This is a genomic window from Microbulbifer agarilyticus (genome assembly GCF_020171345.1).
GTDB classification, from domain to species: domain Bacteria; phylum Pseudomonadota; class Gammaproteobacteria; order Pseudomonadales; family Cellvibrionaceae; genus Microbulbifer; species Microbulbifer agarilyticus_D.
The window spans coordinates 134,144-149,053 of the sequence record NZ_JAIUZM010000001.1; the positions used below are offsets into that span (position 1 = coordinate 134,144).

The 14,910-nt window shown below is 52.2% G+C and carries 9 protein-coding genes; 6 read left to right on the forward strand and 3 right to left on the reverse strand.

What is annotated here, in order from left to right:
• The first annotated feature begins 111 nt into the window (after positions 1–111).
• From LCM31_RS00560 to LCM31_RS00575, 4 genes are all read left to right on the forward strand, one after another.
• Positions 112–3,024, forward strand: coding sequence for a TonB-dependent receptor (locus tag LCM31_RS00560; protein ID WP_224866649.1), 2,913 nt, complete (start codon positions 112–114; stop codon positions 3,022–3,024).
• 79 nt (positions 3,025–3,103) lie between these two features.
• Positions 3,104–4,651, forward strand: coding sequence for a tryptophan halogenase family protein (locus tag LCM31_RS00565; RefSeq protein WP_224866651.1), 1,548 nt, complete (start codon positions 3,104–3,106; stop codon positions 4,649–4,651).
• The gene (locus LCM31_RS00570) at positions 4,648–6,051 is read left to right on the forward strand and encodes a tryptophan 7-halogenase (RefSeq protein WP_224866653.1); all 1,404 of its coding nucleotides are present in this window, start codon (positions 4,648–4,650) and stop codon (positions 6,049–6,051) included. The genes LCM31_RS00565 and LCM31_RS00570 overlap by 4 nt, the downstream gene beginning before the upstream one ends.
• A complete protein-coding gene (locus LCM31_RS00575; protein WP_224866655.1) occupies positions 6,048–7,553 on the forward strand; it encodes a tryptophan halogenase family protein in 1,506 nt (501 codons plus the stop codon). Before LCM31_RS00570 ends, LCM31_RS00575 begins: the two co-directional genes overlap by 4 nt.
• 57 nt (positions 7,554–7,610) lie before the next feature.
• Here LCM31_RS00575 and LCM31_RS00580 read toward each other — a convergent pair whose 3' ends face one another.
• Complete coding sequence (locus LCM31_RS00580; protein WP_224866657.1) at positions 7,611–9,443, reverse strand: glycoside hydrolase family 3 protein; 1,833 nt, start codon at positions 9,441–9,443, stop codon at positions 7,611–7,613.
• Positions 9,444–9,812: 369 nt separating this feature from the next.
• Positions 9,813–11,126, reverse strand: a complete 1,314-nt coding sequence (locus tag LCM31_RS00585; protein ID WP_224866659.1) for a sugar MFS transporter — start codon at positions 11,124–11,126, stop codon at positions 9,813–9,815.
• A gap of 358 nt (positions 11,127–11,484) precedes the next feature.
• On the opposite strand from LCM31_RS00585, the gene LCM31_RS00590 reads away from it, so the two are divergent.
• On the forward strand, positions 11,485–12,660 hold the full coding sequence (locus LCM31_RS00590; RefSeq protein ID WP_224866661.1) for a sensor histidine kinase: 1,176 nt from the start codon (positions 11,485–11,487) through the stop codon (positions 12,658–12,660).
• Complete coding sequence (locus tag LCM31_RS00595) at positions 12,648–13,472, forward strand: LytR/AlgR family response regulator transcription factor (protein ID WP_224866663.1); 825 nt, start codon at positions 12,648–12,650, stop codon at positions 13,470–13,472. Before LCM31_RS00590 ends, LCM31_RS00595 begins: the two co-directional genes overlap by 13 nt.
• 59 nt (positions 13,473–13,531) lie before the next feature.
• Here LCM31_RS00595 and LCM31_RS00600 read toward each other — a convergent pair whose 3' ends face one another.
• Complete coding sequence (locus tag LCM31_RS00600; RefSeq protein WP_224866665.1) at positions 13,532–14,806, reverse strand: sugar MFS transporter; 1,275 nt, start codon at positions 14,804–14,806, stop codon at positions 13,532–13,534.
• Positions 14,807–14,910 lie beyond the last annotated feature (104 nt).

Consider the following 14,910-nt stretch of genomic DNA (forward strand, 5'->3'; position numbering starts at 1 on the left):
ATTGTGCGCCGCCTCAAAAAATACGGGTGCTGATTGGTCGTTTTGCACTGACGTTTTACATGAAGCAAACGCGTGCGCTCTTAATAAATATCGACAAAAATGAGGCAAGTGATGAGTATGACAGGGTCCAATCCGGATACAACCACATCCAACACAGTTTTCAAGCGCAGTTTGCTCGCAATCTGCGTCGCAGCCGCCAGTAATGCTGCATTTGCTGAAGAAGAAATACCCAGCCATGAGGCACTGGAAGAAGTCGTCGTACAGGGGGTACGCGGCTCCCTGATGAACGCACAAGACATGAAGCGTGATGCATCAACAGTTGCCGATGCGATTTCAGCCTCTGATATCAACGCACTCCCCGACAAAAGCGTTCTGGAAGCCCTACAGCGAGTTCCGGGCGTATCCATTGAACGCTTTGCCGCTGCAGAGGACCCTGATCACTTCTCCATCGAGGGTAGCGGCGCGACCCTCCGAGGCATGGTGCAAAGCCGCAGTGAATTCAACGGTCGCGATAGCTTTTCCGCAAACAACGGCAGTGGCCTGAATTTCCAGGATGTACCGCCGGAGCTGATGGGCGCGGTGATTGTGTACAAAAACCAGACCGCCGACATGATCGAAGGCGGTATTGCCGGCACCATCAACTTGGAAACCCGCAAACCCTTCGATAGTGACGGGCAAACAATCGCGTTCAACACCGCGGTGAACTACACCGATATGCGCGAAGCCGCGACGCCGGATTTTTCCGGCCTGTATAGCAACACCTGGTCAACCGAAGCAGGTGAATTCGGTTTTCTAATCAGCGCGGCCAATTCCAAACTGGAGGTCAGCAACAACTCCATCCAGCAAGGTGTTCCAGAGCTGAAAGCCATCTCAGGCGTAGGTGAACGCTGGGTCCCAATCAATGTTGGCGCCCGCCTGGTTGATCAGGATCGAGAACGCACCGGCGGCAGCATGGTATTCCAGTGGGCCGACAATGATGGCTCCAAGCTGTTTACTGCGGAGTACGTGCGCTCCGATGCTGACCAGTCCTGGCTGGAGCATGCTTTCCAGTCCGACAATACCGTTGGCGAACCATCCGCAGACAGTACATATAACGACCTGCGCTTTATCAGTGGCACTCTGGAAGGCGCTACGGGTTATAACAGCTATACGCGCCAGTCCCACTCACACACGCTGGTGGAAGACTTCTCACTGAATCTTGAGCTGAACCCAACCGACCGCCTGCAGGTGACTCTCGATGCACAGTATGTCGATGCCAGCACCAAAGTCGTCGACCTTTCGGTGTTCGGCCATACTGCAGCAGATGTCTATGCGAACTTTGGTGGTGGCACACCGGATGTAGCCTTCCTTGCCCCATCCTCGTCGTCACAAACCAGCGAAGAGTATTTCACCGACCCGGCGAATTATTTCTACCTGGCGGAAATGGACCATATTGAAGACAACGATGGTAAGGAAGCGGCCTACACTCTGGACGTTGAATATCAGTTGGATAAAGGCTGGTTTCGTAGTGTAAAAAGTGGCCTGCGCGCTTCCCAGCGAGAACAGACTACCCGCTGGTCTACCTATCAGTGGGGTGTGGTTTCCGCAGACTGGGCAGGCGGTCAAAAATTCTTCAACGGTGTGCACGATGTTGACCCCTGGGATGGTCTCCCTGGTACCGCGACATACCCCGCTCCAGAATACGGCACCGCCAACTTTAACGATTTCTTCCGAGGCAAAACCACGGGTATCACTGGTGGAACCTTGCTCGTACCAAGCCCAGATCTGGTACAAAACTTCTCCCGCTACCGCGAGCAGCTCGGCGAAATTTCTCCGGACTTCTTTACCTCCATTGCCGATCGCGATGGTGTAACCAACGGTCCGTTTGTGCCCGACGAAATAAACCCCATTACCGAAGACCGTTTCGCGGGCTATGTAATGGCCGAATTCGCCAATGCTGACGACACCTTGACCGGTAACTTTGGGTTGCGCTACGTCGACCTGAGCTATGAAACAACGGGTGGGTCTTCGTTTGCTTACCTTGATGATCGTCTGCCACTGCCCGCCGATGATCTTGCGTTCTTTAATGGAGAAACCACATCTTTTGTCGATAACGTAAGTGATCAACATTTCCTCCCTAGCTTTAACCTGAAGTACGAGCTTCAGGAAGATTTACTGGTTCGCTTCGGTGCCTCGCAAGCCATTGCGTTTCCGGATATGGGGATGCTGCGCAGCTATCTCGGCGTATATGCCATTATTGAAGGGGTTGATACCGATGGCGACGAAGTAGAGGACACCGGTGTAGTAACCGACTACCGTGCGGGCACCGGCAACTCACGACTCAAGCCCATGCAGGCCAATAACTTCGATCTTGCATTGGAATGGTACTTCAGTGATGTGGGCGCCGTTTCCGGAACCCTGTTCCACAAGGATATTTCCGACTTCTTTACCAGCGGAACCTTCCCTCGGGAAATCACTAACAACGGGGTTACCCGCACTGTTCAGGTAGAGGGACCGGTTAACTTCGGCGATGGTAAAGTCACCGGCTTGGAACTCGCTTACCAGCAATTCTTCGATACTCTGCCCGGTGCGTGGAGCGGTCTGGGCCTTCAGGCCAACTACACTTACGTAGACAATAAGAGTATTCCTAACCAAAACCTCGACTCGCAAGAAGGTGGTAACGTCGAGGTTGCATTTGACAGCCTGCCACTGGCGGGCATGTCCGAGCACACGTACAACCTGGTAGGCCTGTACGAATACGAAGACATTTCCGCTCGACTGGCCTGGAATTGGCGTTCGGAGTACCTGCTGACAACCCGCGACGTAATCACCAAGTTGCCGATTTACAACGGAGAGGGCGGGCAGCTGGACGGCTCTATCTTCTACAACGTGAACGACAACATGAAAGTTGGACTGGAAGCGACTAACATTCTCGACCAGATCACCAAAACAAGCATGCAGGTGAACGAAGAAGGCCAGAAGTTGGACCGTTCCTGGTTTATTAATGACCGGAGAATCGCCGCTGTTGTGCGTATAAACTTCTAATCGCTCTGAGACCTGGAGGAGGGCATGCCCTCCTCCAGGTTTTTTCAGAGAACATTTAAGCAGTAATCAAAAGAACCGAATGAAAAAAATAATAATACTCGGTGGTGGCACTGCCGGCTGGATGGCCGCTGCAGCCATGGCGCGTTTCGTACTCCCCAGGGGAATCGAGATCACCCTCGTCGAATCAGATCAAATCGGCACCGTCGGTGTAGGCGAAGCAACGCTGCCTCACCTGCGTTCCTTCAATGAATTACTGGGTATCGACGAAAACGTATTCGTGCGTGAAACCCAGGCCACATACAAATTAGGTATAGAGTTCGCCAACTGGGCAAGACAGGGCGATTCCTACATTCACCCCTTCGGCGAATACGGCCGGGACCTTAACGGTATTCCATTCCATCACTTGTGGTTAAAAGCTCGCGCTGACAACAACGCAGAAGCGCTGGACAACTACTCTCTGCCCGTAATCGCTGCACTTAAGAATCGCTTTGAATTCCCCAGCGAAGACCTGAGGTCCATCCTCGCCACTTATTCCTATGCATTTCATATTGATGCTGGCCTGTATGCACGTTACTTACGAAAGTTTGCCTGTGAGCTCGGTGTTAACCGAATAGAAGGTAAGGTCGATCGCGTGGAGCATCATGCAGATGGCGATATTGCTGCGTTACACTTGGAAAATGGTCAGAGCCTTGCAGGAGACTTCTTTGTCGACTGTAGCGGTTTCCGCTCACTACTAATCGGCGAGCAACTGGATTCGCCGTTTATCGACTGGAGCCACTGGCTCCCCTGTGACAGCGCTATCGCCGTGCCTTCTGAAGCCCCCGCAGGCGAGCTGAGACCTTATACCCGCGCCGAGGCCCATACCGCAGGCTGGCGCTGGCAAATTCCGTTGCAGCACCGAATGGGCAACGGCATCGTCTATGCACAGCGCTATATGCAAGATGACGAGGCGCAAAACCTATTAATGCAGGGCCTCCCCGGTGCTACGACGAACGAGCCGCGCCAGCTGAGGTTCCAGGCCGGGCGCAGGCAGGAGTCCTGGCGAAAAAACTGCCTCGCTGTTGGGCTTTCTAGCGGCTTCCTCGAACCACTGGAAAGTACCAGTATCTACCTGATTCAAATCGCCATCACCAAATTTATTGGCCTGCTGCCCGCTAATCACGTTGCCAGCCAACGTCCGCAACGCAACGAATTCAACCGGCAGATGGCCCTGGAATACGAACGTATTCGGGATTTTCTTATTCTCCATTATTGCGCCACAGAGCGCGATGACAGCCCCTTCTGGCGTTATTGCCGGGAGATGGAGCTGCCTGAATCCCTACAGAACAAAATGGCGCTGTATCGGGAAAGCGGCCATATAGCGGACTATAAGAATGGGCTCTTTTTGGAACCGAGTTGGCTGGCGGTTTACCAGGGGCAACGTATCACGCCGAGGCAGTACTCCCCCCGAGCAGACGCAATCAAGAGTGATGAACTCGCAGCACTACTGAAAAACTACACGGAACTGGTACGCCGCGCCACATCGGATATGCCCCTACACAGCGATGTTGTCGACCGACAATGTGGCCCTCGCCCTACGCGAGTACCTTCCACTTCCATGAGTCTCTACCGGAGTGTGGGTAAATGAAGAGTAATCCGCTGAACATAGCCGTAGTGGGCAACAATCCGAGCGCCTGGTACACACTCCTATTCCTGACACAGCAACTACCCACGCAGGCATGTAACGTCACCCTGGTAGCGCCTCCCAAATCAAGCAATACCCCCCTTCTTCTCACCGAGGATGCGGCTCTGGCGCACGGCAACATCGGGATTGACCCCGTCGAGTTCATCGCTGCGGATATGGCAGACATATTACTGGCTTGTGCGGTAACACCACCGGGAAGCTCCCATATGCATGAGCCATTGTGGCTGGCAAGTGGCGGCTACGGATTCGAACACCACAGGCAAGCTTTTTTCCTGTGGTGGCAACGATCACAGAGGCTCGGAATGAAGGTGGAGGCTAGCCAGTTCAATATTGCCTGCCTCATGGCGCAGAAAGATCGTTACCTGCTGGCAGACAACAACAGCGCCGATGTCTATCAAACTACCCAAGCTGGCCTGCAGTGCACCAGTAAAGAGTATTGCGAATTCCTATCCCGAATAGCCAGCGCCCGCCGGCTCAACGTCATCGAACAAAATGTTCAGCTCTTTCAGGAAGCTGACAACACACGCACCAACTCGCTGCAACTGGAAGACGGTCGTATTCTAAAATGCGACCTGATCGTCGACTGCGACGGCCAATTGATGCACCAGTTGGCCGACGACTATCGGCATGGGGATCAGCACTACCAGCCCTGCCCCGGTATTCCCATGTATCGCCAGATCAATGCATCACAGATCCCTGGAGCGAAAGAAGCCGGTCGTAAAACCTTTGCACAATTACATCTTGAACGGACATCCTGGCAACTCAAAGTACGTGGTCAGCGGTTCGAGTACGAGATCCAGGCAGAGCTACAGCCACAATTTCAGAATGCATGGGTACAAAATATACTTGCCATGGGCCCAGCCTGGGCGGATCCCGGTTACAGTACGAATCCGTTAGCCGTGACCCAGTTCCAGCTCCAACAGCTCCTACCACTTCTTAACGAGACCCAAGGCTGGCAACCCCAACAGAAACAGTTCAACATTGAATCTGCTCTTTATCGCGATGAAGTGAACGACCTGCAGAATCTATGCAAGTGGCTCGCAGGACAGACAGGTTTCCTTACCCGCACGAATAGCCACCGTTTGGCACTACTACGCGCCTGCGGTCAAACTCCGCAAACTGATCACGAAGTTGTGGACAAATCTCTCTGGCAAATACTGCCCACTTTGGCGGGTGTCTGGCCACGCAAAGGCAGCATTCCCGAGCCCGGAAACGATAAAGATTATGCAAACTGGCTCAACGCCTTGCGGCCGCACTATCAACAGGCCGCGCAAAGAGCCCCTGCGTATACTGACTACCTTGCAACGCTGCCGAATACCATTAATAGAGGAGCGCGCTTGTGACTAACCCTTCCCCCGTAAAACGCGTCGTTATTGTCGGTGGTGGTACTGCCGGCTGGATGACCGCCGCCGCCCTCGCAAAAGTTACCCAAGGGACCGACAGCAAGATTCAATTGATCGAGTCTGAGTCTATTGGCACCGTAGGAGTGGGCGAAGCAAGTATCCCAAGCCTCATCACCTTCAACAAAATGCTGGGTATAGACGAAAACCAGTTTATGGCCGAGACCAAGGGTACCTTCAAGCTAGGGATCGATTTTGTGGGCTGGGGTGCTGAAGGTGAGCGGTACTTCCATCCGTTCGGTACTTATGGCCGAGGTATCGACAGCATAGATTTCCAACACTGGTGGCTACAGCGCTACAACCAGGGCAACTCGCCCGATCTTGAAGAGTACTCATTGGCTGCCCAATCTGCATTCGCCGGCAAGTTCACCAGAATGCAGCCCATGCCCGACGCGCCGTTTGATGCCCTGGCATATGCGTTTCAGTTCGACGCAGGTCTCTATGCACAGTTCTTGCGTAAATTCTCAGAAGACCTTGACGTCGAGCGTATTGAAGGAGTGATAGAGGACAGTCAGGAAAGCCCAGAATCAGGCTACATCGAAAGTGTCCGGCTGACGTCGGGTGAGCGAATTCACGGCGATCTATTCATCGACTGCTCAGGTTTTCGTTCCCTGTTAATGCGACAAGCCCTTGGAACAAAATTTGTCGACTGGAGTAACTTGCTACCATGCAACCGAGCAGTAGCAGTCGCCTGCGAACGTAGCGGTGCACCGGAGCCGTTCACGCGCTCCACCGCGCGCTCAGCAGGCTGGCAATGGCGAATCCCACTGCAGCACCGAAATGGCAACGGTTATGTCTACTGTAGCGATTACATCAGTGATGATGAGGCGACCGCTACATTGCTCGAAAATCTGGATGGCGCCGCGGAGGGAAATCCGCGGCAGCTAAAATTTACCACCGGACATCTAGAGTCCTTCTGGGAAAAAAACTGTATCGCGATTGGGCTTTCTGCCGGATTCCTGGAGCCTCTCGAAAGCACCAGTATTCACCTAATTCAAAGTGCGATTCAAAAACTGATAGCGCTCTATCCCAGCCAAAACTTTGAAGAAGATAAACGTCGTATCTTTAATGAGCGTACCATCCTGGAATATCAGCGAATCCGTGATTTTCTTATCTTGCACTACCGGGCCAACCGCCGGCCAGAGCCCTTCTGGCGCGCACTCACCGCAATGGAGGCACCTCCCCACCTTGCTCGCAAGCTGACAAGCTACCAGCAAACGGGCAATATATTTCGTGAAGATGACGAACTGTTCAGTGTACCCAGCTGGCTTGCCGTCATGCATGGACAAGGAATTCGCACAGAGTCTTGTCACCCATTAACGAGCAAAATGGACGCGTCATTTGTCAAGGATAGACTGCAAGAGGTTCGCGACGGGATTCAATATGTTGTAGGTGCCATGCCGCCCCACGGAGAGTATCTCGACCGCTACTGCAAGGTTAAATAATCACCGGTAGCATACAATAAAAAGCGGGGCTCAAGCCCCGCTTTTTATTTCACATCATTAATAACTCAGACCGAATCCATAAGGAAACAGCGGATCATAATCCTCATCACCGAGGTTGATTGGGATCTGAGCCAGATTGCGAGGCCAGGTCACCGGCAACTTTCCTGTTGGCGCATATTCGCCAAACAATACATCGGCCACACCAGCGCCCTCGGTACCAGGGAGCCATGCGGCAACAACAGATTGCCAATCGGATATCTGGTCGGAAACCATTAATGGACGACCGGAAACAATCACAACTACCGTCGGTACGCCACTATCGGTCACACGATCTAGCAACTGACGCTGTTCGGCCGATAGACTCATTGGCTTACATTTTTCACATGGCGCTGGACGATAGTCCCCCCAACCTTCCGCGTATGGGTCTTCGCCGACCACGACAATCGCCACATCATGACCTTCGACGCCTTTGCCGTCTTCACCGTAGGTAACCGTGGATGCCGCTGCCTGGATACCTTCAAGAATCGTCGTGCCCTGCGTTTCAATTCCTGATTTACCCTGCCATTCAAGCGTCCACCCACCTGACTGGAAACCAATATCGTTGGCATGTACGCCGGCAACAAATATTTTGGACTTTTTCTCAATTGGTAACAGCGACTTTTCGTTCTTCAGTAACACCATCGACTCGCGTACCGCCTGGCGCGCGAGCGCACGGTGCTCGTCATTACCGAGGACACTATCGCCCTGTGCACTGAGCGCCAAAGGTGATACCGGATTTTCGAGCAGCCCTGAACGTGCCTTAACCAGAAGAATACGTCTCACTGCCTCGTCAATGCGCTCCATCGGTACTTCACCAGCCTTGACTGCCGCAGTCAGGTCGGTGATGAATTCCTGCCATTTCTCTGGCTCCATGATCATATCAAGGCCGGCGTTAATGGAGCGGACCACACGCTCACGATTTGTTTCTGCTGGAATTTCGCCCAATGCAGACCAATCGGAAATTGTAAAGCCAGCAAATCCCAGCTCGTCTTTGAGGAGATCGCTCACCAATCCCTTGTGTTCATGCATCTTTTTCCCATTCACACTACTGTAGGAAACCATTACCGAGCCTACATCCGACGACAAGGCTGGCAGGTAGGGAGAAATATGCAGTCGCTCCAATTCTTCATCAGTCAGCTGCGTGTCGCCACGGTCGATCGCATAACCCTCATCACCGGTTCCATAGGTGGTGCCGCCATCAGCTACCCAGTGCTTCGCCGTCGCAATTACACGGTTTTCGCCAATGGTATTGCCGTTCAATGTGTCCCCCTGCAAACCTTTTACGAAGGGCTCCGCAAACTCTGCGACTAGGGTCGGATCCTCACCAAAGCACTCATAGGCGCGCCCCCAACGATCATCGCGGGCGACACACAGGGTCGGAGCGAAGGTCCAGTGGATACCCGTGGCAGCGACTTCTTTTGCGGTAGCCAGACCGATGGAATACGCCAGTTCTGGATTACGCGTCGCACCCAGACCAACGTTATGAGGAAAAATCGTCGCATTCTTTACATTGCTGTGGCCATGAACTGCGTCAGTGCCATATAAAATGGGAATACCAAGTCGGGTTGACTGTGCGGCGTCCTGGTAGTCGCTAATCATGCCGACCCAGTCGCTTCTCTTGTTTTCACCGGGTACAGAGCCACCACCGTTGAGAATGGACCCAATAAAATAGGTTTTTACATCCTCCGGACTCGCATGAGATCGCTCGGCCTGGGTCATTTGCCCAATTTTTTCAGCCAACGACATTCGCTCCAGGAGCGCCTCAACCCGTTTATCAACGTCCTGTGCAGCAAAACTGGCTCCGCTCAACAGCAGTGTCGACAGTGCCCCCAGGCAAGATATCCACTTCATATTTTTTCTCCATTATTTTACGCGTCTCTCCCGTCGATATGCTTTCTTAATCACCGTCGAGAAAGTGACAGGTAACCCAGACATAAAAAAAGCCGGAGCAGATGCAACCGGCCACAATTTCGACGAGAAAAAACATCGAAAGCACAACGGTCGTCATGACCAAGAGAGATGCTTTACAGATGAACCACCATGCGCGAGGTTCAGCGCTTAATGTAGCATGTGAAATTTTGTCTGGAAGGCGTTCACGACAAGGAGGTCTTTGGATGAGACGATTCGGACAAGCGTATGAACAAGAGGAATTCAATGCGCCGCCTTATTGCAACTAGGGGTTCATTGTAATTACGCAATACACTAGGAAAAAGGAGAATACTACTTCCGGTTACGTAAAAACGGGGAAAATGCACCGTAGTAGACGATGTAGCAATAGCAAATCAGGGGCACAACAAATGAAAGCCGGATACCTGCGCTATCCGCAGTAATCCCCTGTAATAGTGGCACTATTGCGCCTCCGACAATAGCCATGCATAGCACACCAGACCCCTGACTGGTGAACTGCCGCAAGCCGCCAAGCGCGAGACTAAAAATCGTGGGAAACATGATTGAGTTGCACAGGCCGACTGCGACTATCGTCCAGACCGCCAGGGGACCCTCTGATGTAATTGAAAGCGAAATCAATAACACAGCAGAAAATCCGCAGGTGGCAAGCAAGGCACCAGGACGCACGAACTTCAATAGTCCCGCGCCAATAAAACGTCCAATCATCGCGCCAGCCCAATAGAGCGATACGTAACGCGCGGCCTCTCCGACCCCGATATCACCAACGGTCTTCTCGGTCAGATAACTAACCAAGAAACTGCCTATGGCCACTTCAGCGCCCACATAAAAGAAAATGGCCACAGCGCCTAATGCCAACCGTGGAAACAGAAGAAATTCGAAGATTCCAAACGCCCGCGCGCTGGACTCTTCCGGCAATTCCTCTTCCACCTTAATCGAAGGCAGGCTAACCCAGGAAAAGAATGCCACCAACACCAGCAGGACGACGGAAAGCCAAAAATAGGGAATTTCGACAGAGGCGGCCTCACTGGCAGGATAGTTGACTCCAGGTTGTATTGAAGAGAAGTTAACAATGCCTGCGCCCGCTGAGAAAATGACAAGGGCACCAAAAATAGGCGCCAGTGATGTTCCCAGAGAATTAAAAGCTTGGGTCAGATTCAGTCTGCTTGGAGCGCTTTCAGGACGGCCTAGTGCGATTACATAAGGGTTCGCAGAAACCTGCAAAATGGCGATACCGCTAGCCAGTACAAAGAGTCCCAGAAGGAACATCATGTAAACATGCATACGTGCGGCGGGAATGAACAATAGGCAGCCAGCACAGGCTATTAATAAGCCAAGCACTATACCCAGCTGGTATCCGACCCTACGAATTAACAACCCCGCAGGCACAGACACAAGAAAGTAAGCCGCAAAAAAGCTGAACTGGACCAAAATCGCCTTGGTATAGTTCAGCTCAAACGCGCTCTTTAAATGCGGTACCAGTATGTCATTGAGGCTGGTAATAAAACCCCACACAAAAAACAAAACCGTCAGCACAAACAGGCCCGCACGCTTACCTACGGTATAGGTGCCTACCTCTTTCGCTACACCACTGGAACCGTGGGTACGCTCAGGCACTAATTCATTCATCTGCTTTCCGCTAAATTGGCATACGGGCCCAAAATGGCATCCTTTCCTGACTTACATCCTCTACTACCAAAAGCCACCCTGTGAGGTACCAAATTTGGTTATCAACGAAGCTAACACAACCGGCGGCCAAGTTGGCTACAGGAAACCCCGCATGCGTCCGACCGGACCAAATATACGACAAGGTGGATACCACAAAATACACGAGCACCCACAATCCGATAGGGCGTCCCAAAACCACGGCAAGGTGGACAGATCATTGGCGTAAAGAATAGCCCGCCCTCCCAGAAATGTGTATTCTTTTCTAAGCGCCGAAGCTGTGTAATCTGTGCCAACCGATGATGCAATAATTGACAATAAGATGAGCTCTCTCAACCCTCGGCAAAAGCTGGCTGAACCTTCGACGATCCAGTCACAACACTGGTTTACCAAGCTTCAGCTGGTGAGCTGGTCCGGTATTATTATCATTACCTTTTTATCAGTAAGTGCATGGAGCCCCGCCAGCAGTGGTGCCGCGGCCGAGCCTTTCAACACCCTATTTCAATGCGGTATTGGGGTGCTACTCTCCCTGTTCTTAAAACCTATATTTGATGTCGCCTGGTATGCGCCAATCGCACTACGCACCTTTGTTTACCTTCTGGCTATCGCGGTCATTGCAGGAGTCTGGACCGTGGTGCGGATGGAGTCCAACCAATATTTACTGGGCGGGCACTCACTCTGGCCCGAATTTGGTGGTTGGTACTATGCGTCTTTATTTACATTTTTGTTCTGGAGCGCACTGTATTGCGGAGTGAAATATTTCTTGCTTCTGCAGGAGGAGCACAAAGTTGTTCTAAAGGTGGCGGCGATTCACGAACAAGAACAATTAAAACGCGTCCACGCGGAGTCAATCGCCAAGGAAGCGCAGTTGAAGATGTTGCGCTACCAACTCAACCCTCACTTTCTGTTCAATACCCTCAACTCCATCAACGCGCTAATTCGTATTAAAAGCGAGAAGCAGGCACAAGATATGGTACTTCGCTTGAGCCAGTTTCTACGCCTTTCCCTAACTGAGGCGCCATTAGCGAAGGTCTCACTCGCCGAAGAAATTAAAGCCGTTCAGTTATACCTGGATATCGAACGAACACGCTTCGCCGACCGACTTCGCGTCGAGGTGGACATTGAAGAGAGAGCATCGAATAGCCTGATCCCCAGTATGCTACTGCAGCCTATCGCGGAAAATGCCATCAAGTACGCCATTGCACAAAGCGTGTCTGGTGGAACCATCGAAATACGCGCAAAAATCGACCAAAATCGATTGCACATTGAGATGTGTGACACAGGAACAAGTAGCGACGACGTATCAGAGACAGACTCGGATATTGCATCCACAGGTGTAGGCTTGTCGAACGTACAGGAGCGCTTGGCAACGCTCTACGGCAATGATTTTCGCTTTACGCAAACTCACAAACCCTCGGGCGGACTTATTGTTACGCTCAATCTGCCGAATGAGCCCGCTGAGGAAACACAACCGGAGGCGATCTCATGGCCCCACTGAAAACGGTGCTGGTGGATGACGAACCCCTGGCTCTACAGCTACTTCAGTCGCTGCTGGATGACATACCCGAGATAGAGGTCATTGCGACTTGCCGCAATGGTCGTGAGGCGCTCAACGCGGTCGCCACCCATTTACCCGACTTGTTGTTTCTGGATATCCAGATGCCAGGTATGAATGGGTTTGATGTGATCGGGCGACTACAGGGGGACATCATTCCACAGGTGATCTTTGCTACCGCCTACGATCACTATGCGGTCGAAGCGTTCGATGTCAATGCGGTGGACTATGTACTCAAGCCCATGGAACCCGAGCGGCTGGCACTCGCGGTCGATCGTGCCCGGGCACGACTGCAACAGCAGGCACAGCAAAACAGCCACAACCAGGCCGACGAAAAAGGGCGCCTGCTCTCCTCCCTTACCGCACATTCACCGCAGTCGTCGGAAAAAAGAATCACCACCGATACACCCAGAAAACTCGCGATCAAGGACGGAGGGCGAATCGTTCTGGCAAATCAGTCAGATATCGAATGGATCGATGCCGCCGGTGATTATATGTGTGTCCACACAAATGGTGAGACACACATCATGCGCAGCACACTGAAAGAGCTTCAGCAGCAGTTGTGCCCTAAGACATTCAAACGCGTACACCGATCGACTCTGGTTAACCTGAATTACATCCATGAGATTCAGGTGCTGACTAAAGGAGAGTACCTACTGACCCTAAAGAGCTCAGAAAAGGTCAAGGTTAGTCGAAATTATCGGCAGCCGATCAAGGAATATTTAGAGCAGAATCAAACAGCGGCCGCTGTTTGAGCCTAAAAAAAATGCCCGGGATAACCCGGGCAATCTTTATCTTCCGCTAAGAGCGCAAATCATGCTTCGCGGACAAAATGCCCCTTCAATCCGTAATACAGGATGTAGACGTAGCAGGCGATAGGCAACGCAAATGCCATCTGAATACCAATACCATCGGCCAGGGCGCCCTGCGCAAGCGGCACCAGTGCGCCACCCACAATTGCCAAACACAGGAAACCAGAGCCCTGACTGGTTAACGGCCCCAGACGCGCCAAGGCGAGACTAAAAATAGCCGGGAACATTACCGAGTTACACAGGCCAATGGATAGTACACTCCACATAGCCAGTTGACCCGAGCTGAAAATCGTCAGCAGCAGCAGAATGACAGCGCCAATAGAACATACCGCAAGCACTTTACCCGCGGACACGTATTGCATTACGCCAGCGCCGATAAAGCGGCCAACCATCGCTCCGCCCCAGAAGAGAGATACGTAGAACCCAGCTTCATGCTCGGTGATACCGGCAATATTGCTTTCCGACAAGAAGTTAACGAGGAAGCTACCAATGGATACTTCGGCACCCACATACAGGAAGATCGCCACAACACCCAGTGTCAGATGACGATGCTTGAGCGCCTCCCAACGACCAACCTTCTCGACGGCTTGATCAGCACCCATATGGCTTTCAATCTTCGGGAGTTTCAAAAAGCGAAAGGTAAATGCCAGCACAGCCAGAGTTGCTGCCAGAATCATATACGGCAGTTCAACCGCCGATGCACCCTCGACACCCGACATATCCGAAGCCGCAACGCCAGCAACCGACAGAATCAGCGCGGTCCCGAAAAATGGTGCCACAGTGGTACCGAGAGAGTTGAAAGCCTGGGTGAGCGTTAAGCGGCTCGCCGCAGTTTCTTCTGCACCAAGAGCCGTGACATAGGGGTTAGCAGACACCTGTAACACAGTAATTCCTGCCGCCAGCACAAACAATGCGAACAGGAACAGGCTGTATACCTGTATGCGCGCAGCCGGTACAAATAGTACACAGCCAATGACGGCGATACCCAGGCCGATAACGATGCCGTTCTGGTAACCGACCCGCTCCACCAGCTTGCCCGCGGGCAGAGACACGAGGAAATAGGCACCAAAGAAGCAAAACTGAACCAGCATCGCCTGGGTATAGCTCAGGTCAAAGACACCTTTCAAATGCGGAATCAAAATGTCATTCAGACAAGTTATGAATCCCCACATAAAAAACAGTGACGTCAACGCAATCAATGCAAATTGCTGGTTTGATCCCCCTTCCTCGACCCGACTAATACTGGCCTGTCCTATATCTGGTCCGATAGCTGCCATTTAAGTACCCCTAGAATGTTAATAAGGCGACAGGCACAAAGGTGCCCATAAGCCGGTTGATCTATACGTAGGAGGTTGTATCACGCCCAAAACAACGGTTTTTC

Excerpts from the sequence above, each read along its gene's own strand:
- LCM31_RS00560 (WP_224866649.1), top strand. The coding sequence starts at position 112 with ATGAGTATGACAGGGTCCAATCCGGATACAACCACATCCAACACAGTT.
- LCM31_RS00580 (WP_224866657.1), bottom strand. The coding sequence starts at position 9,443 with ATGAAGTGGATATCTTGCCTGGGGGCACTGTCGACACTGCTGTTGAGC.
- LCM31_RS00585 (WP_224866659.1), bottom strand. The coding sequence starts at position 11,126 with ATGAATGAATTAGTGCCTGAGCGTACCCACGGTTCCAGTGGTGTAGCG.
- LCM31_RS00590 (WP_224866661.1), top strand. The coding sequence starts at position 11,485 with ATGAGCTCTCTCAACCCTCGGCAAAAGCTGGCTGAACCTTCGACGATC.
- LCM31_RS00595 (WP_224866663.1), top strand. The coding sequence starts at position 12,648 with ATGGCCCCACTGAAAACGGTGCTGGTGGATGACGAACCCCTGGCTCTA.
- LCM31_RS00565 (WP_224866651.1), top strand. The coding sequence starts at position 3,104 with ATGAAAAAAATAATAATACTCGGTGGTGGCACTGCCGGCTGGATGGCC.
- LCM31_RS00600 (WP_224866665.1), bottom strand. The coding sequence starts at position 14,806 with ATGGCAGCTATCGGACCAGATATAGGACAGGCCAGTATTAGTCGGGTC.
- LCM31_RS00570 (WP_224866653.1), top strand. The coding sequence starts at position 4,648 with ATGAAGAGTAATCCGCTGAACATAGCCGTAGTGGGCAACAATCCGAGC.